The sequence below is a fragment of the Paenibacillus chartarius genome (genome assembly GCF_042432825.1).
GTDB lineage: Bacteria > Bacillota > Bacilli > Paenibacillales > NBRC-103111 > Gordoniibacillus > Gordoniibacillus chartarius.
Map to the genome: position 1 here is coordinate 120,645 of NZ_JBHLWN010000105.1, position 19,928 is coordinate 140,572.

Here is a 19,928-nt window from a genome sequence, read left to right on the forward strand (position 1 = left end):
GTCAGGCTTTCAGTCGAGCAGTTGTCCTATTCCTTTGGCGACAGCCTGCCGGGCGTACATGCTGCCGATTGCGATATCGAACGAAGCCATGCCCATCGGATTGAACATAATCGGCGCATCGGCATCATATTGGCGCATGCAATCGCCGATCACGACGTCGACGATCGACTTCGTCTGTTCCTTCTGCAAGCCGGCTTGCAGATGCATCATTTCGATGTCCGTCTTTTCCCGGCACACTTCTTCCCAATCATCGACGATAATGGAACGCTGCACGAACGGATATATCGCCTCTGCTTCGTAGTCGCGCAGGGAGACGTTAAGCTGCAAAGAGCCCGGTTTCGGCGCTTCGTTAATATAAGGCTTGGAAGAAACCGTACACGTAATGAAAATGTCGGCGTCGGCATAAGCCTCCTGCCACGTCTGAACGGCACGTACGCGCTCTTTGTCCTGAAGGTCCGCAGCAGCGACGTCGATGCCCCGAATGTCGAACAGCACCATTTCGCTCAGCTTGCTGCCGAGCACCGCCTGGCACATCTTCGCATGATATTGCCCGATCGGTCCAAAGCCGATAATGCCGACTTTGTACGAAGCTCTCGGTCTTGCCGCAACAAAATGCTTGATCATGAGTCCGCTGACCGAAGCGGTGCGGATGACGCTGAGCAATGCCGTATTGAGTACTCCGACCGGCTGTCCGGTTTCGACATCGTTAAGAATCATGACCGAGCTTGCCCGTGGCAGGCCGCGGTCGATGTTTTTCGGAAAGCTGGCAATCCACTTGATGCCGGCCGATTGAATATCGCCGCCGACGTAAGCCGGCATCGCAATAATCCGATTCGTCTTGTCTTTATAACGCAAATACGGCTTTACCGGCTGTGCATAATCTTCCTCCGCCAAGCACCGTACGGCCGTCCCGATCGTCGCGATCGTATCGTTCCACTCTACACCCAGCTGTTTCACATGAGTTTCGTTTAGATATAACATCTTCAGCTCTCCTTTTTAGATCAGCTCTAGAGTTTTCTTCGGTTCAACGAAAGACATATACCAATCCGGATTATAGATGGTGCTGTAATATCGTTCGCCCCGGTCCGGGAATACCATGACGACATTCGGCTCCCCGGTCACCCTGCGGCCGCTGAAATATTGTTTAACCGCACTGTACACCGAACCGGATGAGCCTCCGGCGTAAATCAATTCGTTCTGCAGCAGCTCATGGCACGATAAGATCGTGGACGCTTCGTCGACCAGAATGACTTCGTCGATCTTTGCCGTCTTCAAAATGTCCGGGGTCATGCTGGAGCCGATTCCCGGGATATGACGCTTCTGCGGTTTGCCGCCGAAGATGACCGAGCCGACCATATCGACCGCAATGACTTTACAGTTCGGAAACTGCTCTTTCACCCGGCGCGACGTACCCGATATCGTCCCCCCCGAGCTGACGCCCATAAACAAGTAATCGATTCGGTCAAAATGGCTGCACAGCTCTGCCGCAAGCGTATGGTAATATGCCGCCGCATTAAGGGGGTTCCCGTATTGATTAATCCAATACGAATTCACGATCGATTGCTTGAGCTCTTTGACCTTCTCGATTCTCGTCAGCAAATACCCGCCGCTTGCGTCCGGAATCGTAACCTTAATCATCTTCGCGCTGAGCCGCTCGATGATCATCTCGTTCTCCGGCGAAATGTTCGGATCGACAACGCAGTAGAACGGCAAGCCGAGATGCTTGCAGTAGGAAGACAGAGCGACGCCGAAATTACCTGAGGACGATTCAATGATAACCGTCTCTTGATTAATCTCGCCGCTCTCGAGCAAGGTTCGCAGCATGTAGGATGCTGCCCGGTCCTTCACGCTGCCGGTCGGATTGTACGACTCCATCTTTGCGTAGAGCCGGATATGATCAAGGTCCGTAGGCTCCAGCTTCACGACAGGCGTATTGCCGACGTTATCCAATATCGATCGTTTCTCCATCCTTGCTTCCCTCGATTCTTCCCTCGAATTTTCGCTTAGACGAGCTCCAACACCGAGCCCGGCTTCGACAACGCCTTCCGGTCGACTTTACCGTTCGGCGTAACCGGCATCTTGGCCAGCTGGATGATTTGAGCCGGGACCATATAGTAAGGCAGCAGCTGGGTAACATGGGCTTTGACGCTTGCCGGATCAAGGCCTATTCGGCCGACGATATATGCGCACAAATATTTGGCGCCGATCTCATCCTCCAGATCGAGCACGATCGCCTCATTCACATCCGGATGCTCGACCAGCTTGTTCTCGATTTCTCCGAGCTCGACACGGAATCCGCGAATTTTCACCTGGTGGTCCTTCCGGCCGAAAAACTCAATCGTCCCGTCAGGCAGCCAGCGTCCCAGGTCTCCCGTCTTATACAGACGGCGATTCGGCTGCTCCGAGAACGGATCGTTCATGAATACCGCTTCCGTCCGCGACGGATCGTTCAAATATCCGCGTCCGACGCCGATGCCGGACACGCAAATCTCGCCCTTCACCCCGGGAGGGCATAAACGCATCTGTTTGTCGACGATGTAAATGTGGAAGTTGTGAACCGGCTTACCGACCGGTATCGTATCCAGCTCGGGAACTTCATGCATGATGTGATGCGTAATATCATCCGAGCACTCGGTCGGTCCGTACGCATTGACGACAGGAATGGACGGATACAGATCGAACCAGCGCTTGACGACGTTGCGCTTGAGCGCTTCTCCGGTAACGACCAGCACCTCGAGATCCGGGAATTCCCGGAAGTCCGACTCCAGGAACTCCAGCATGACCGACAGGTAGGATGGAACGACCTCCAGCACCGTCACTTCGTCCTCAATCACCGCATCGATCAGCGAGTCCGGATCCGCAGCCAAGTCGTTCGGATAAATCGCCGTCGTACCGCCCGCCGCCAGTGCCGCAAAAAACTGCCAGACGGAAATGTCGAAGCAGTGCGAAGCATTTTGCACGACGACACTGTCCGGTGTTATGCGCAGATCGTTAATTTTTGCATACAGATGGTTCATCATCCCGATGTGCTCGACCATGGCGCCTTTCGGCTTGCCGGTTGAACCGGATGTGTAGATGACATAAGAAAGCTGATGAAGATCGATATGAACGTTCGGATTGTGTTCGCTGCAGCCGTACAGCTCAGCCTGCAATTCATCCAAATTCGCTGCCGGGCAAGCAAGCTCGGTTGCCGGCGAGCCCAGCGATTCCAAGATGCCGGAGTCGGTCAGCACCATCACGCAGCCGGAATCCGCAACGATGCTCTTGATCCTTTCCGGCGGGTAGGCCGGATCGAGCGGCACGTAAGCTGCGCCGGCCTTCCAGACGGCAAGGATGCACTCCGCCATCCGTGGCTGACGATGCATCAGGATCGCCACCAGCTGCTCGCTGCCGACGCCTCTGCCGATCAGCCAATGGGCGATCCGGTTCGCATTCCGGTTTACCTCATCGTATGTAAGACGGATGCCGTCGCACGTGATCGCGACCTCATCCGGACGAAGCGCCGCCTGCTCTTCGAACAAATGATGGATCGAGCGCTCCTTGTCGAATTCGAACACGGCTTGGTTGTAGCCGTTCAATTGGCGCCGTTCGTCTGCCGTCAAGATGTCGATGCCGCTTAAATCCGTATCCGGGTTTCCGGCCACCGCCTCGAGCACAACGCCGAAATGTCCCGCAATCCGCTGAACAACACTTTGTTCATACACCGATGCGTCGTAAAGCAGCTTAATCATCCACTGCTCTTGTACGGCGGTTGTCACAATATGAAAATCGCAAGGAGAACGCTCCAAGGTCCGTTCGGTGTCCGCCATGCCACTCCCTTGCACGGACGCCTGACGGAACTGATCCTGAATCATATGCAGCAGTGTGCCGAAAGTTGCCGATTCGTTCACGGAGATGTGCATGGCAATCGGGTTAGGAAAAGCCGGTCCCCATACGAGAGACTCGAAAGAGACCTCCTCGGCGTCCTCATATCGGGATAGCAGCAAGCTCCAAACTGCGTGAATCACCGTATCCACGGAATAAGACTCTTGAGCTGGCCATTCGTTCAAACGGCGGCTGACAGATGCCTCAATCGAGAATTCAACTTCCTCGAACGAACGCTCTCCTACGGAATGCTTCCAGTACGTTTCCTTGTTCAGCAGCGACGAATGCAGCATAGACTTCTGTATCATCAAACGATCCTCCACTACGACAATTTTTTGGTTCCGGACAAGCTTACGGTATTGTTGTGCAGTTCTGGGAAGTAAAATGCGAAAGGTGATGAAGCTTGAGGTTGGCATGCAGGAGCATAAGCTGCGCGATGGTGACGCCAATATTACATTCGGAAAATATTGACATATTTCCATAAAAAAGATGATATCCATTGCCAATGGAAATTCGTTGTCGAATACTCGCGAAAATGGCGTATGTTCATGAGAATGAGAACAACGGGACTTGGCCCGCGAGCCACCGACCAGCGCCGAAATCGAATCTCATTCTAAGGTAACTGCTAAACTTTAACGCAATGTTATCGCATTTTAAAATAATTGCAGAGGATATTATTAAGATATTTTGTATGAATTGTAAATTTATTTCACGGATTTTCAAGTTAACAAATTCTTAAACGCCTTAACTGTCCCACCCCCGATTTATGTCGGTACAGATGGTATCACACAAACGAAGATGCGGAAAGACACCCATGAAAAAATATACAAAAAGTACCAGATAAGTGGATTTTGGTAATTTCGTCTATAGGACGGCAGCACCATAATTTCCGTAATCTGGATTACAAAAAAGACAGACAACAGTAGACGGCTGTCTTCCGCGTTACCCCTCATAGGACTGATTATCGGTTGCACAAAGTGTAAATTGTGTTAAATGTAAATTTACATAAATCGTCTTATTGATCAACCACCCGCCGAAATTGCCGATAAACACGAATCAATCGGATGGACAGTTCGTGGAAAAAAACATTTTTGCGCGTTGGTCACTTATTCGCAGAATTCTTTCCGTCGTTCAAGAAAGCGGTTCGCCTCGGACCCGCGATCCGCAGCTACAGCTGGAGCTTCTCTGACCTTCTTCATGGTATCGTCCTGCTGCGTATGAAGCATGATGACTAGATGGAATTTCTCTGCTTATTTTCCCCCGAAGCCCGGTTTTCTGATCTATAGCGGGAAAAGCTCCGCCTAATTCACCGGCAAACTGCCAAAACAGCGAAGCTGCCTAAAATTAGATGGAGCTTTTCCGCCAAGATGACGCAAATCGGCAAAACGCCGCGAATTAGAGGTATATTTTCCCGCTAGCCGTTTTCAAGTCAAATATGCAATGACGTGCCGTACGAGCTCACAGCAAACATTACGGGTCCCCTATGAAAACCGAAAGTCCGGGTCTTTACGGAGACCCGGACTGTTCAATGCGATCTATTTTTTCTTGAGGCGATACGAGCTCTTGCACAAACATTCGCCGTTCTACTGCCACGTTACAAGCTTTCCAATGCTCGAAGCTGACCGGATCGATCCCTAGTAGCGCAACGACTTCTTCAATGTCTAGTAAGTAAGATTGGGACATAGTATGGTATCCTCCGCAGCGTATTCTCTATATGACGCTTTATTATTATTATATTCTAATCATTCAAATGTAAAAAATGACCTAAAGTCCCAAAATTTCATCCGCTGCAGCACAAATTGCTGAACACGTTTCCGTGACTTCTCCTAGGGCGCCCTACCTATTTTTTACATTCGATAACAATGAAAACTCCGGTTCCTTGGAAAATTCCGTGCTTTCCTCGCCGCTTCGGTCCGGCATCGCGCCGCTGAGCCCAACATAAAAACAGACAGGCTTTATTAGCCCTGTCTGTTTTCGTTATAGCTATGATTAGAACGCCGGCACGACGGCACCCTTGTACTTGTCGTCGATGAACTTCTTGACGTCTTCCGAATTCAGCGCCTTCACCAGCTTCTGCATCGGCTCGGAATCTTTGTTATCGGCACGCGCAACGAGAATGTTCACGTAAGGAGAGTCTTTGTCCTCAGTGAACAAAGCGTCCTTCGTCGGCGTCAATTGCGCCTGCAGCGCATAGTTCGTGTTGATCAGCGCGAGGTCGACTTCATCCAGCGTACGAGGCAGCATCGCCGCTTCCAGCTCTTTAATTTTGAGCTTCTTCGGATTCCCGGCAATGTCGCTCACTTTGCCGGCGATGCCTACGCCTTCCTTCAGCTTGATCAGACCGTTCTTCTCCAGCAGCGCCAGCGCGCGGCCGCCGTTCGTTGCATCGTTCGGAATCGCAACGGTAGCGCCTTCCTTCAGCTCGTCGACCTTCTTGATTTTCTTGGAGTACGCGCCGAACGGCTCGATGTGAACGCCCGCTACTTTGACGAGGCTCATATTGTTTTTCTTGTTGAAATCTTCAAGGTACGGCGTGTGCTGGAAGAAGTTCGCGTCAAGCTGCTTCTCGTTCACCTGAACGTTCGGCTGTACGTAATCCGTGAACTCTTTCACTTCCAGATTCACGCCCTGCTCCTTCAGCTTCGGCTTCACGTAGTTCAAAATTTCCGCGTGAGGCACGGCCGTAGCGCCGACCTTCAGCGTCACTTCCTTCGCAGCGGCCGGAGCCGGCGTTGCCGGAGCGGAAGCGGACGGCGTCGTCGCCTCCGGTTTGCTGCCGCAAGCGGCAAGGGTGAACAGCAGTGTTGCAGCTACAAAAGCTCTTTTCATCGTATGATTCCTCCTAAACCTATCTTTTTTTCTATGTGAATCATCTGCGGCTGAAACGTTGGACGAGTCGGTCCCCGATCATCTGCAGAATCTGCACTAGCGCAATCAAAATAACTACGGTAACGATCATGACTTCCTTTTCGAAGCGCTGGTACCCGTAACGGATCGCCAAATCCCCGAGCCCGCCGCCGCCGATCAGCCCTGACATCGCCGTGTACGACACGAGCGTTACCGTCGTAATCGTAATGCCGGCGAGCAGGCCCGGCAGTGATTCAGGCAGCAGCACCTTCCAAATGATCTGCAGGTGCGAGGCACCCATCGATTGGGCCGCCTCAATGACACCGCGGTCCACCTCGCGCAGCGAACTCTCCACCAGCCGGGCGAAGAACGGCGAAGCGGCGATGACAAGCGGAGGTATCGCTCCTTCCACCCCGAGCGAGGTGCCGACGATCAATTTGGTCAGCGGAATCGCGGCGATCATCAAAATAACGAACGGAAACGACCGCAGCACGTTGACGACGAGCGAGATTACACTGTAGAGCGGTGCGTTTTGCAGCAGTCCGCCCTTCGCCGTCATATAGAGCACAATGCCAAGCGGCAGGCCGACGAGAAACGTGAACAGCGCGGAGTACCCGAGCATCTGGAGCGTGTCCAGCGTCGCTTGCCCGATTTCGGGCCAACTGATTTTGGAAACATCCATCGTTTTACAGCACCTCCACATCAAGCCCGTTTGCACGCAGCGTTTCTATAGTCTGCTTAACGGCTTCGCCGTCTCCCTCCAGCTTGACGACAAGCTGCCCGTACGGCGTGTCCTTCAGCTTGGAGATCGTCCCCTGCAGAATCGAGAACGTTACGCCGGTCGACTGCACCGCGCGGGACAGGATCGGCTCGTATGTCGAATCGCCGAGGAAGGTAAGCCTCAGCAGCCGCGCCGCCTCATCGCCTGAGGACGGCAGCTCGACCGGGTCGGTCACCTGCTCGATGAACTCCCGCGTAACCGGATGCTGCGGCTTCAGGAACACCTCGGTTACCGGACCTTGCTCCACCAGCCGGCCTCCGTGAATGACCGCAACCCGGTCGCAAATCGACCGGATGACATGCATCTCGTGGGTAATGAGCACGATCGTAAGCCCGAACCGACGGTTAATATCCAGCAGCAGATTCAAAATCGAGTTCGTCGTCTGCGGATCGAGCGCCGAAGTGGCTTCATCGCATAATAGCACCTGCGGATCATTCGCCAAGGCCCTCGCGATCCCGACGCGCTGCTTCTGTCCGCCCGACAGCTGGGACGGATATTTGTGGCGGTGGTCCTCGAGCCCCGTCAAGCTGAGCAGCTCGCTCACCTTCCGCTCGATCTCCGCCTTCGGCGTCTTCACGAGCTTCAGCGGAAACGCGATATTGTCCGCCACCGTTGCCGACGAAAGCAAATGAAAGTGCTGGAAAATCATGCCGATACGACGCCGCTCCGACTGCAGCTGCTTCGCGCCGAGCGCCGTCAGTTCCTTGCCATCAACGAAGACCCGCCCGCCGCTCGGACGCTCCAGCAAATTAATGCTGCGCAGCAGCGTGCTCTTGCCCGCGCCGGAATGGCCGATAACGCCGAAGATCTCGCCGCGGGCAACGGTCAGATCGACCCCGGATAAAGCGTCCACTTGCTTGGATCCTGTATGGTATTGCTTCGTTATGCCTTCAAGCCGAATCATCGGCACCATAGGTCTCTCCTCACTATTGCCAAAATAAAAACCTCTCCTGCCCGGAGACAAGAGAGGTTGCAGCTTCGAATACGAATATCGAATGTCGCTCCCTTCTCATCTCTCAAAACCGCCTGAGCAATTTTGAAGGATTTGGCACCAAGCCATTCGTAGAGCGCTCTCCGCGAACTGGTTGCCGGGCTTCATAGGGCCTTGTCCCTCCGCCACTCTGGATAAGAAGTTGTGTGAACGTATATGAGATAATCAAGGTAACAGTTGTCAGTATAAATCCCGGCGGACTGCAAGTCAATACTTATTTAACACTTGGATAATAATCTCAAAACGAAACAAAGTCCCCTGTATATCCGCACAAACAGGCTTCCCCCACTTTTTCCGCATACAAAAATAGTGAGCGCTATGCTCACTTAAACCAGCCTTTATCTTTAAACCGCTTAATCGCCTCGACCCGGTTGCTGACGTCCAGCTTGTCGAGGATGACGGACACGTAATTGCGGACGGTTCCGGTCGTCAGAAAGAGCTGGTTCGCAATTTCCTTCGTATTTTTGCCGTCGGCCATGAGCAGAAGCACTTCACTTTCCCGCTCGGTGAGCGGATTCCCCTCGCTATACGCCTCGTCGATCAGCTCCGGAGCGTAAATTCGCCTTCCTGCAACTACACTGCGAATTGATGCGGCAAGCTCCTCGCTCGGACTGTCCTTCAGCAAGTAGCCGTTTACGCCGGCTTTCCGCGCCCGTTCGAAATAGCCCGGACGGGCGAACGTCGTCAGGATGATGATCTTGCAGCCGCTGCCTTTGAGCTCTTCAGCCGCCTCCAGACCGCCCTTTCCCGGCATTTCGATGTCCATGATGCAAACATCCGGCTGGAGCTGGCCTACAAGCTTGACAGCCTCATCGCCGTTGCTCGCTTTCCCGACGACCGTGATATCTTCCTCCAGCTCCAGCAGCGCGGCGAGCGCGCCCAACAGCATTTTCTGATCTTCGGCGATAACGACCTTGATCACTCTGTTCCCTCCTCCGCCTGCCGGTATGAATTCGGAATTCTCATGACGACTGTCGTACCGCAGGCCGTAACGATGTCGAAGGTGCCGTTGACGAACTCCAGCCGTTCCTTCATGCCGCGAATGCCATTGCCCCATCTGGAGCGTGCGGCATCGGCCATCCCGACGCCGTTGTCCCGCACCGTCACAACCAGCTCCGTAGACTCCTGGCGAATTTCGATAGAGCACTCCGTCGCTTTGCTATGCTTCACCACGTTCGTTACGGCCTCCTTGAGGCACATGGACAGCACGTTTTCCACTAGCAGAGAGACGTTCGTCAGCTTCGGGTCGCCTTTCACGTTGAGCCCAATCTGAGCGGCATCCAAAATTTGCCATACCAGCTGCAGCTCATCCTCCAGCTTGACCCCGCGCATATGCGTGACGAGCTCCCGCACTTCCTTCAGAGCCGTTCGGGCCGTTTGCCGCACATCGATCATCTCCGCTTCAGCCCGCTTCGGGTCGTGTTCGATCAGCTTGCGGGCAAGGTCGCTCTTCAGGCCGATCAAGCTCAGCTTCTGGCCGAGCGTATCATGCAAATCTCGGGCGATGCGCTGCCGCTCCTCCAGCTTGACCAGCTCCGAAATGCGCTTATTCGCATCCTGCAGCTGCTCGTTCAGCCGCTCCTCCTTGTTCCGGTTATACGTGTTCACCGGGAGCAGGATGACGGCGATCAAGCATAGAAATACGAACGGCAGCTGCTGCAGCAGCACGGGATTCAGCGTGGCGAACCCGTAATTGACGGCGGCGAACGTGCTGACGATGTGGATCGAATACAGGATGAAAAACGCGATGCGATTCTTGAGATTGCCGATGAAGAACGCCAGGAACAGCGAAAAGTATACATAGCCGAACAATAAGCCCATAGCGAAGGAGATCACGATCTGCACACTCGTCCAGAAATAAACGAGCCATCCTTTGGACACAAAGGACAGCACGTAGCAGATTAAATAAACGATAATCATCGCAATGCCGGAGGCGATTTCATAGCTGGATGAAGAATGAAATATAAAGTAAAACGGCAGGATATAGAAAACAACCCAGACATACGGACTCAGCCCGGTATTTTTGCGTGAAACTTGATTCCAGAATTGCATGAAGTGGCGTTCTCCTTCCGCCTTGTGCGGGATAGCCGCATGCCTTCCTTAAAGGTAACGAATGTTTTGGTTTGTTCGTCCCACAGCCGGAATCGCAGCGACTTCAAGCTTGACTTCACCGTAATCGTCGTCGCTTTCTGCAGCGATGGCACCGACTCATGAGCCAGCTCCAGGTTATAGTTTGGAATTTTCGGGCTCAGGTGATGCACATGATGGAAGCCGATGTTGCCGGTGAGCCACTGCAGCACCGCCGGCAGCTTGTAATACGAGCTTCCTTCCACTGCCGCTTGCACATATGACCATTCGTCTTCATTTTCAAAGTAGGAATCCTCGAATTGGTGCTGCACGTAGAACAGCCAAAAACCGAGAAGCCCGGAAATATAAAAGATCGGAGCTTGCACGAGCACGAAGGCCTTCCAGCCGATAAGCGCGCATAAGCCTGCGTATAACAGGACGATGCCGAGGTTGGTCAGGTACGTATTCATGCGCTCTTTGCGTCGTGCCTGCTTCCGGTTAAAGCGATATTGGATCAGAAAAACGGCGACCGGTCCAAGTCCGAACAATACGAGCGGATGGCGGTACAAACGGTAGGCGATGCGGCGAAGCAGCGGCGCTTCCGCATACTCTTCGACGGTCATGACCCACATGTCGCCCGTCCCCCGTTTATCGAGATTGCCGCTTGTCGCGTGATGGATCGTGTGCGACCACTTCCACTGCTCGTACGGAACGAGCGTTAAAATCCCTGTAATGGTACCTAGTATACCATTCGCCAAGCGGCTTCGAAAGAACGATTGATGGCAGCAGTCGTGAAACAAAATGAACGTCCGCACATTAAAGCAGGCTGCGACGACGGCAACGAGAAAGGTTAATACATAGGAAACGTCCAGCAGCAAATAGGCGACATACCATAGGCCAATGAACGGTACGATCGTGTTTGCAATTTGCATAACGCTTGCCTTGACATTCGTCTTTTCATAGGGGGTCATAGAATGTTTCAAATGTTTAATTCGGGAATCGGACATCGAGGGTCGCTCCTTCTGTACGTGACGGTTCCTTTCATTATAAAATCTTTGGGAGCACGTCATAAGTCATGTACGTCATGGAGGTGACATGACAAATGTCATATACTTTCCGATTGAATTGCGCAACGGCGGCACCTCATGTATAATTTTTATTTCAAACGTTGTGAACAATCGATGAGGAACCCGTAACAAGCGGGGACAAGGTGACGAGTATGATCGAGATTAAAACATCCAAACTGAGCAACGGCGAATTCAATCGAGGCGTATTTGCGACACAGCCGATTCCGAAAGGCACGCTGATTCACGAAGCGCCGGTCATCACGTATCCGAATGAGGATCACGAACATATCGAGAAGACGATCCTTGAGGATTATGTGTTTAATTACGGAGCCAATCATTCCGCGCTTCTCTTGGGCTACGGCAGCTTGTTCAACCATTCGTACACGCCTAACGCCACCTACGATATCAGTTTTGAGAAACTGACCGTCGACTTCTTTGCCTATAGAGACATCGCTGCCGGGGAAGAAATATTGATCAACTATAACGGCGATGTCGATTGCGACGACCCGCTTTGGTTTCTGGAAGACGATGCTGAGGATTGATCTGATTTTTGGGGTCATGGGACGAAAATGATGCAATAACCCGGGGGCGCCATGGCGGCTCCGGGTTTCTTTTTCGGGTGATTCACCGTAAGCGAACGCAGCAAGGGCAGCCGCTCCCGTCGTTTGGACGGAGCGCTGCCCTTTTAGCTGCCGATTAAACAGCTCAACTTATACGACTACTTGCCGGGTATAACGATTTTGCGGAATCGGCAGGCCGAGATGGCCGCGCAGCGTATCCGCTTCGTATTCGTCCCGGAACAGCCCACGCCGCTGCAGAATCGGCACGACTTCGTCGATGAATTCCTCCAGCCCGCGCGGCGTTGCCGCCCCGACGATGAAGCCGTCCGCTGCGCCGGACTCGAACCAGGCCTGCAGCTTATCGGCGACCGACTCCGGCGTGCCGAGGAACGTCGGCTTCGGCGTAGCGACCCGCAGCGCGACTTGACGAAGCGTTAAGTTTTCCGCCTTGGCGAGCTCCTTCATCCGGTCCGTAGCGCTCTGGAAGCTGTTGCGGCCCAACTCGCCGAGCTCCGGGAACGGCTCGTCAAGCGGGTACTGCGAGAAATCGTGGTGCTCGTAAAAGCGGCCCAGGAAGTCGAGCGCCTTGTCGATGGAAACGAGATTGGCCATCTCCTCGTATTTCCGCTCCGCCTCCTCCTGCGTCCTGCCGATGATCGGACCGATACCCGGCATAATGACGATGTCCTCCGGACGCCGGCCGAGCTTGGCGGCACGACCCTTCACGTCATCATAGTACTGCTTCGCATCCTCAATTGTCTCCTGACCGGTAAAGATTGCGTTCGCCCACTTTGCTGCAAAGCTCTTGCCCGCCTCGGACGCACCCGCCTGGAAAATCACCGGCTGCCCCTGCTTCGAACGGGCGATGTTCAGCGGACCTTTGACCGAGAAATAGTCGCCCTTGTGGCCCAGGGTATGCATTTTGGCCGGGTCGAAGAACACGCCGCTTTCCTTGTCGCGGATGAACGCGTCGTCCTCCCACGAATCCCAGAGACCTGTCGCAACGTTCAAGTATTCGTCGGCGATTTTGTAGCGTTCCGGGTGGGACGGGTGCTGCTGCTCCGTCTTGCCGAAGTTGAGCGCGGAGCCTTCCAGCGGCGAAGTGACGACGTTCCAGCCGGCCCGGCCGCCGGAGATCATATCGAGCGAGCCGAATTGGCGGGACACGGTGAACGGCACGCTGTACGACGTCGACAGCGTGCCGACGAGCCCGATCTTGGAGCTGACGCCGGCCAGCGCACTCAAGATCGTAATCGGCTCGAACCGGTTCAGGAAGTGGGGGATCGATTTTTCCGTAATATACAGTCCGTCCGCGATAAACACAAAATCGAACTTGCCTTCTTCCGCCTTCCGGGTCCAATGCTTGTAAAGCTCGAAATTTACGCTTGCATCCGTGATCGCGTCGGGGTGCCTCCATCCCGAGATGTTGCCGCCCACCCCGTGCAAAATCGCACCCAGCTTGATTTTTCTCTTTGAACTCATAGGTTCTCTCCTCCAATAGCGGTTGTATCGAATCTGGATAAGGCAAATAGGCCAAGATCTACGGAAGGCCGCTTGCCCAGCGCAAGCTCGGCCAGCGCCTTGCCGACCGCGCTCGAAAATTTGAAGCCGTGCCCGGAGAAGCCGCCTGCGACGATAACGTTTTCGTGAGCCGGATGCTTGTCGATGATAAAATGTTCATCCGGCGTCAGCTCGTACTTGCATACGGCGGAGCTTACCAATCGGCCGGCGGCCTGCGGCATGAACGCCTCCAGCGTCCTGCGCAGATCCGATTCGTCCTCGCGACAATGGCCGAACGGCACAGGCGTCTCCCCGGGCCGCCACGGCAGTCCGCCGTCATGGCGGCCGATCTTGACGCCGCCGCCGGCAATGCTGGGGAATCCGTAGTAGCCGCCGTTGTCCGCAGCCAAGGTAAAGCCGGGGAAAGCGCCCGTATCGAACAATCCCGGTTCGGACTGAAACCAGCCTACGGTTTTGCGTACGGCCCGGATCGGCAGCGTGACGAACGGCTGGAGCGATGGGAACCAGGCCCCGGCAGTAAGGATGAGGCGATCGGCGGCAAAATCGCCGACTCGCGTTAGCACCCGAACGGCGCCGCCATCAGCCTCGATGTGCTGCACCCGCGTATAGGGCAGCAGCATCGCTCCCTCGGCTAACGCCAGCTTGCGGTAAGCCGCGATACAGCGTTCGCTGTGCAAGTATCCCGCATCGGGTTCATACATGGCTTCATACGAGTGCGGCAGACGGATGCCCGGCCAGCGGCGGTTGATTTCGTCGGCATCGAGACGCTCTACGCGCACTCCGGCACCCTGCGCATCCTGAATCCGCTGCTGAAAGCGTCCCTGCGTGCGGTCGGCCATATTCAAGACGCCGGAACGGACGAGCAGCCGCTGCCCGCTCTCCTCCTCCAGATCCCGCCACGACCGGTCCGCTTCCAAAGCAAGCGCGACATACGCTGCGCCTCCGCTGTAGGCATGACGGATCAATCTCGTATCCCCGTGGTGGCTGCCTTCCTCATGCGGCGGGTCGAACGCATCGATCATCAGCGTGCGGACTCCCCGCCGGGCCAAATAATAGCCGGCGCTCATGCCCATCGAGCCGGCGCCGACGATGATGACGTCAAATGTTTGGCTCATTCTGCCCCCTCCCCGTCGTTACATTAAGTCGCAAAGCGGTTCAGCTCGGAGGCGGCCAGCTCGGCAAAGAATTGCGCGGTTACCGGCAAAGCCCGTTCATCGACATCGAACGCAGGGTGATGCCATTCTTTCGGTCCCGATGTTCCAACGAAGATAAACAAGCCCGGCACCTCTTTCTGGTAGAAGGCAAAATCTTCTCCCGCCGGTGACGGCTTCGGCTCTATGACGTTCAGCCCGAGCCGCTTCGCCGCATCTGCCGCAGCAGCGGCCAGCCCCGCATCGTTATGAACCGGCGGCGGCCCTTGCAGCCAGCGCAGCGACGCTTTGGCCCCGTAAGCGGCAGCGACCCCGTCCGCCACCTCGCCGAACCGCTTCACGACACGGGCTCGCACCTCCTCGTCAAACGTCCGCAGCGTGCCATCCAGAACCGCCTTCTCCGGGATGACGTTCCACGCCGTGCCGCTGTTCAGCCGCGTTACGCTGACGACGGCGCTGTCCAGCGGACTGACATTGCGGCTGACAATCGACTGCAGCGCGGTGATCAAATAAGCCGCCGCAACGATCGGATCGACGCTCGCCTCGGGTACGGCCGCATGGGAGCCGACACCTTCCAGCTCCACGAGGAAGCCGTCGGCGGACGCCATTAGCGGACCGGAGCGGATCCCGATCGTCCCGACCGGCAGATCCGGCTTGTTGTGCAGCCCGTAGATCGCCCGCACGCCTTCCAATGCGCCGCTCGCCACCACTTTGACGGCTCCCGCCGCCTTTTCCTCCGCCGGCTGAAAGATGATCCGCACCGTACCCGGAAGCTTATCCTCTTGCTCCTTCAGCAGCAAAGCGGCGCCTAGAATCGCCGCCGTGTGGAAGTCATGACCGCAGGCATGCATCTTGCCGGGAACTTTCGAGGCGAACGGCAAGCCGGTCTCCTCCGTAACGGGAAGCGCATCGATGTCGGCACGCAGCGCCACGATCGGCCCGCCGCGCAGCCCTCCAATTTCGGCGATGACGCCGGTCGGCAGTGCATATTGGGTGGCGATTCGGATACCAGCCTCTTCCAGCTGCCGCCGTATGTAGGCCGTCGTCTGCACCTCCTCAAGGGAGAGCTCCGGATATTGGTGAAGATGACGCCGCACCGCCACAAGCTTTTCCTTGATTGTATCGGCGCTTACGACCGCGCCGCCGCCGTTTGCTCCCATGCAGCCTCCTCCTTCTCTTCCTCCAGTAATTCGTCGAATGCTTCCTTCAGCAGTGAATAAGAATGTTTGCGCTGCTCGAAGTTTTTCACATTCGTCGATACGACGATGAATTCGCCGACGCCGAACTTCTCCTGCAGCTCCAGCAGCCGGCTGCGAACCGTCTCCTTCGTCCCTTTCACGATTTGAGCCTGCTGCGTATCGATCGAATATTCCTCGTTCGACTGTTTGCCGAACTCCTCCGCCTGCTCGATCGTTCCGACGGTCAGCGTGCGGCCGCTGGCCAGCTTGATTTTGAACAGCTTGTAATCGCCGGCAAGCTCCGCCGCTTCCTCGTCCGTGTCGGCGGCGATAACCGAAAGCGCCAATATCGGCTCAGGCGTGCGGCCGCCCTTCGGCTGGAACCGCTCGGCATATGCCTGGAAGGCGTCGTGAGCGACCTGCTCGTCGCTGTTGATGAATAACGCAAACACGTAAGGCAAGCCGGATGCGGCGGCGATTTCCGCGGAGGCCACGCTCGTGCCCAGGACATAGATATCGGCCGGCTGCGCCGCGACAGGTCCGGCGACGATTCCCGCCAGCGGATGATCGGCAGGCACTTCGTTCGCTACGTAATATTGGAGCTCGATCAGCTTACCCTCGAGCGTTGCCGGCTCGGTGACGCCCTGCTGCAAAGCCCGCGTCGAGCGCGGCAAACCGCCCGGGGCACGGCCTACGCCGAGATCGACACGCCCCGGTGCCAGCGAAGCAAGCACGTTAAAATTTTCCGCGACCTTATAGGGGCTGTAATGCTGCAGCATCACGCCGCCGGAGCCGATCCGCAGCCGCTCGGTCTTGGCCAATAAATGCGAAATCAGCACCTCCGGCGAGGAGCCGGCCACCCGTTCCGAATCGTGATGCTCCGACACCCAGAACCGGTAATACCCAAGCCGTTCCGCCAATTGCGCCAGCTCGATCGTATTCGCGAACGCTTCCTTCGCGGTTTGCTCCGCCAATACCGGGGTTTGGTCCAATATGCTGAGCTTAATCCCTCTTCTTGTCATATTTGTCATCTCCCGAACGTCTTATGGTTTAAACAAATTTATTTGCAAGTAAAAATTTCACGATTTCCGACTGTTCGCCGTTCAGGGTAATGATATTCGTCTGCAGCGCCACGCCCGACACCTCGGCGACTTCGATCGGGTGCAGCAGCCCTTCCTTCACTTCCTTGCGAACGCTTAGTCCGGGCAGAAAGCAGATGCCCGCCTTGTGCAGCACCAGCTTCTTCGCGCTTTCGGAGTTATCCGTGTGGATTTCGATGGCCGGCGGCGTATTCAGGCTTTGGAACATTCGGTGAATGCGCAGCCAGTCGAGCGAGCCGCATTCGAAGAAAACGAACGGTTCGCCCACCAGCTCTTCCGCAGATACTTCGGCATAGCCCGCAAGCGGATGTCCCGCATAAGCGTACAAGCGGATCGGATCCTCGTAATATTTGACCGATTGCAGGTTCGGATGGCTGATATTGCGGACGAAGCCGATATCGAGCTCGCGGTTCAGCACCTTCTGCACGATATCGTCCGTCACTGCCGTCGTCAGCTTGATCTGCAGCCCCGGATATTGCCGCTTCAGCTTCGGCAGCAGCTCCGGGATGATATAGTTGGATACGGAAACCGTACAGCCGATCCGCAGCTCGTTCGGCTCCGTCCGCTGCCGCTGAATGTGCTGCTTGCCCTTCCGGTAAATTTGCAGCAGCTGCTGTGCGTACGGAAGAAACTGTCTTCCTTTTTCCGTCAGCTGCACCTGCTTGCCCAGCCGGTCGAACAGCCGGCAGTCCAGCTCCCGCTCCAGCGATTGGATCCGTGCGGTAACCGAAGGCTGCGACAAGAAAAGCACTTCCGACGCCTTGTTAAAACTTCCGTAATGAAACACATAGACGAACGCTTCAATGTTTTCGATATTCATACGCATGTCTCCATATTGACGCAGATAAAGGAAGTCCGCCTTGAAGCAAACAGAGACCTGACAATGCTCCGCCCGATGCTGACAAATGGACAAAGCTTTGCAGGTCTCCGGCTGCCCGGTCGACGGTGTTTCAGTTAATCTTACTTTATCTTCCATTACCAAGTATGTCAATCGGATTTTACGAATTAAACCTTCGGACCATTTCCGCATGGATTTTGGCTCCATATGACAGAACGCGCTCATCCAGGTCAAATTGCGGATGGTGCAGCGGATAAGCGAACCCGCGCTCTTCGTTTCGAATCCCGATCAGCGCCATCGCTCCAGGCACCCGTTTCGTGTACAGCGCGAAATCCTCTCCGGCCAAACTCGGCTGCTCCAGAGCCATCACCCGCTCGCCGCCGAACACCTCGGCTCCCGCCTGCAGTGCGAGCGAAGCCGCCTCGCTGTCGTTGCGCAGCGCGGTCCCGATCCGGAAGCTAAGCTCCGCGGTTCCGCCATACAAGGCGGCGACGCTTTGAGCCCGGCTGACGGCAGCCTGCCGGATCCGCTCGACCGTCGACGGTTCGAACGCCCGGAACGAGCCCGTCACCTCGCTCCGGTCGGCAATGGCGTTACGGACCGTACCCGCCTGCAGCGTTCCGAAGCCGAGCACCGTCGGCTCCAGCGGATTCAAGGCCGCCGACATGAACGTTCTCATCTCGACGATCCACTGCGCCGCCATCGTAATTGCATCGGAAGCGAGATGCGGCGTGGCGTGATGGCCTGTCAAACCATGGAATGCGACGGTAAAATGCGTCGACGCCGCCAGCACATAGCTGCGGTGAACGCCGATCGTACCGATCGGCAGCTCCGGCCATACATGCAGCGCGAAGCAGCGGTCCGCGCCGTCCAGAATGCCGGCCTCGATCATATCCGCCCCTCCGCTGCGCAGCACGCCGTCGCCGGGCGACGGTCTGGCTCCTTCCTCGGCAGGCTGAAACACAAATTTGACGATGCCGGGGACTTCCTCACGATGCCTGCTTAGCGCCCTGGCGGAGCCCAGCAGCATGACGGTATGAGCGTCGTGCCCGCAGGCGTGCATGGCGCCTTCCACCGTAGAACGATAGTCGGCGTCGTTCTTCTCCTCGATCGGCAGGGCGTCCATGTCGGCGCGCAGTACGACCGTCTTACCCGGACGTCCTCCCCGCAAGGTGCCTATTACACCCGCACCGAAATACGCTCCGACGTTACGCTCCACCTCGATTTCCCAGCTCTCCAGCAGCCCGGCCACGATGCCCGCCGTTCGGCGAACCTCGTACATGAGCTCCGGGTGACGGTGCAAATCCCGCCGCAGACGGACAAGCTCCTCTTGCAACATTTCAATATCCGCATAAATCCGCTGCATATTCATCGACTATGTAACCGCCGTTTCCCGCTCGAACGGAACCGGCTTCGTCAAATCGAGCCTGTAGCATTTGACAAGCGTATCGCCGTTGCTAACATCCTTGTCAACAGCTCTCTCGAAGCCCAGCCGTTCGTACAGTCTCACTGCTGCAGCCATCATGTCCGACGTATGCAAATGCAGGTCGGGAGACCCCAGCTGCCGCGAACGGCGGACGCTTTCCCGCAAGAGCTCCGTTGCCACTCCTTTGCCTCTAGCGCCGGGCGCGACCGCAAGCAATCGGACAATCGCTCCGCCGATGGCCAGCTCCGGCCGCCCGTAAGCTTGCTCCGAGGACATAAACAAGAGGGCGCTGCCAACGATCTCGCCGTCCAGCTCGGCGACGAATCTTGCCATCGGACCTTCTCCGTCCACGGAACCGGCAATCGATTCCCGGTAAGCCAGCCACCTCTCCTCCGGCATGACGGCCGCATACTGCTCGTAAGCGGACAGCGCAACTTGACGAATGCTATCGCGGTCAGCCGGCACAGCATCCCGTATCTGCAAGGCGCTTGCGTTTCCCATCCTCATCCCTCCCCCTTCCGTCAAGTTAGAACATTT

The 19,928-nt window shown here is 55.9% G+C and carries 18 protein-coding genes and 1 riboswitch; of the genes, 1 reads left to right on the top strand and 17 read right to left on the bottom strand.

Annotated elements, in window-relative coordinates:
• Positions 1-9: 9 nt before the first annotated feature.
• From sbnB to desA, 10 genes are all read right to left on the bottom strand, one after another.
• Complete coding sequence (sbnB, locus tag ACFFK0_RS26250) at positions 10-981, bottom strand: 2,3-diaminopropionate biosynthesis protein SbnB (protein ID WP_377473536.1); 972 nt, start codon at positions 979-981, stop codon at positions 10-12.
• Positions 982-996: 15 nt separating this feature from the next.
• Complete coding sequence (sbnA, locus tag ACFFK0_RS26255) at positions 997-1,968, bottom strand: 2,3-diaminopropionate biosynthesis protein SbnA (protein WP_377473538.1); 972 nt, start codon at positions 1,966-1,968, stop codon at positions 997-999.
• Positions 1,969-2,003: 35 nt separating this feature from the next.
• Positions 2,004-4,172 (bottom strand): non-ribosomal peptide synthetase, encoded by a 2,169-nt coding sequence (locus tag ACFFK0_RS26260; protein WP_377473540.1) that lies wholly within the window; start codon positions 4,170-4,172, stop codon positions 2,004-2,006.
• A gap of 1,198 nt (positions 4,173-5,370) precedes the next feature.
• Entirely contained in the window at positions 5,371-5,547 is a 177-nt protein-coding gene (locus ACFFK0_RS26265; RefSeq protein ID WP_377473542.1) for a hypothetical protein, read from the bottom strand.
• Positions 5,548-5,853: 306 nt separating this feature from the next.
• Positions 5,854-6,693 carry a MetQ/NlpA family ABC transporter substrate-binding protein gene (locus tag ACFFK0_RS26270; protein WP_377473544.1) on the bottom strand — a complete coding sequence of 280 codons (840 nt, stop codon included), beginning with the start codon at positions 6,691-6,693 and terminating at the stop codon, positions 5,854-5,856.
• A gap of 40 nt (positions 6,694-6,733) precedes the next feature.
• On the bottom strand, positions 6,734-7,393 hold the full coding sequence (locus tag ACFFK0_RS26275; protein ID WP_377473546.1) for a methionine ABC transporter permease: 660 nt from the start codon (positions 7,391-7,393) through the stop codon (positions 6,734-6,736).
• A gap of 4 nt (positions 7,394-7,397) precedes the next feature.
• On the bottom strand, positions 7,398-8,396 hold the full coding sequence (locus tag ACFFK0_RS26280; RefSeq protein WP_377473617.1) for a methionine ABC transporter ATP-binding protein: 999 nt from the start codon (positions 8,394-8,396) through the stop codon (positions 7,398-7,400).
• A 102-nt stretch (positions 8,397-8,498) separates the two neighbouring features.
• Positions 8,499-8,624, bottom strand: a riboswitch (SAM riboswitch).
• A gap of 181 nt (positions 8,625-8,805) precedes the next feature.
• The gene (locus ACFFK0_RS26285) at positions 8,806-9,405 is read right to left on the bottom strand and encodes a response regulator (RefSeq protein ID WP_377473548.1); all 600 of its coding nucleotides are present in this window, start codon (positions 9,403-9,405) and stop codon (positions 8,806-8,808) included.
• Positions 9,402-10,535, bottom strand: coding sequence for a histidine kinase (locus ACFFK0_RS26290; RefSeq protein ID WP_377473550.1), 1,134 nt, complete (start codon positions 10,533-10,535; stop codon positions 9,402-9,404). The genes ACFFK0_RS26285 and ACFFK0_RS26290 overlap by 4 nt, the downstream gene beginning before the upstream one ends.
• Entirely contained in the window at positions 10,493-11,557 is a 1,065-nt protein-coding gene (gene desA, locus ACFFK0_RS26295) for a Delta(5) desaturase DesA (protein ID WP_377473552.1), read from the bottom strand. The genes ACFFK0_RS26290 and desA overlap by 43 nt, the downstream gene beginning before the upstream one ends.
• 212 nt (positions 11,558-11,769) lie before the next feature.
• Between desA and ACFFK0_RS26300 the strand changes: the two genes are divergently transcribed.
• Positions 11,770-12,159, top strand: a complete 390-nt coding sequence (locus ACFFK0_RS26300) for an SET domain-containing protein (protein WP_377473554.1) — start codon at positions 11,770-11,772, stop codon at positions 12,157-12,159.
• Between the two features lie 168 nt (positions 12,160-12,327).
• On the opposite strand, the gene ACFFK0_RS26305 is transcribed toward ACFFK0_RS26300, so the two are convergent.
• The 7 genes from ACFFK0_RS26305 to ACFFK0_RS26335 form a co-directional block, all read right to left on the bottom strand.
• Positions 12,328-13,659 (bottom strand): LLM class flavin-dependent oxidoreductase, encoded by a 1,332-nt coding sequence (locus ACFFK0_RS26305; protein WP_377473556.1) that lies wholly within the window; start codon positions 13,657-13,659, stop codon positions 12,328-12,330.
• Entirely contained in the window at positions 13,656-14,813 is a 1,158-nt protein-coding gene (gene solA / locus ACFFK0_RS26310) for an N-methyl-L-tryptophan oxidase (RefSeq protein ID WP_377473558.1), read from the bottom strand. Before solA ends, ACFFK0_RS26305 begins: the two co-directional genes overlap by 4 nt.
• A gap of 23 nt (positions 14,814-14,836) precedes the next feature.
• On the bottom strand, positions 14,837-16,009 hold the full coding sequence (locus tag ACFFK0_RS26315) for an amidohydrolase (protein ID WP_377473560.1): 1,173 nt from the start codon (positions 16,007-16,009) through the stop codon (positions 14,837-14,839).
• The gene (locus ACFFK0_RS26320) at positions 15,979-17,049 is read right to left on the bottom strand and encodes an LLM class flavin-dependent oxidoreductase (protein WP_377473563.1); all 1,071 of its coding nucleotides are present in this window, start codon (positions 17,047-17,049) and stop codon (positions 15,979-15,981) included. The genes ACFFK0_RS26315 and ACFFK0_RS26320 overlap by 31 nt, the downstream gene beginning before the upstream one ends.
• 28 nt (positions 17,050-17,077) lie before the next feature.
• Positions 17,078-17,947: a LysR family transcriptional regulator gene (locus ACFFK0_RS26325; protein ID WP_377473565.1), complete on the bottom strand. Its 870-nt coding sequence runs from the start codon at positions 17,945-17,947 to the stop codon at positions 17,078-17,080.
• Between the two features lie 178 nt (positions 17,948-18,125).
• A complete protein-coding gene (locus tag ACFFK0_RS26330) occupies positions 18,126-19,337 on the bottom strand; it encodes a M20 metallopeptidase family protein (protein ID WP_377473567.1) in 1,212 nt (403 codons plus the stop codon).
• A 3-nt stretch (positions 19,338-19,340) separates the two neighbouring features.
• The gene (locus ACFFK0_RS26335; RefSeq protein WP_377473569.1) at positions 19,341-19,892 is read right to left on the bottom strand and encodes a GNAT family N-acetyltransferase; all 552 of its coding nucleotides are present in this window, start codon (positions 19,890-19,892) and stop codon (positions 19,341-19,343) included.
• Positions 19,893-19,928: the final 36 nt, after the last annotated feature.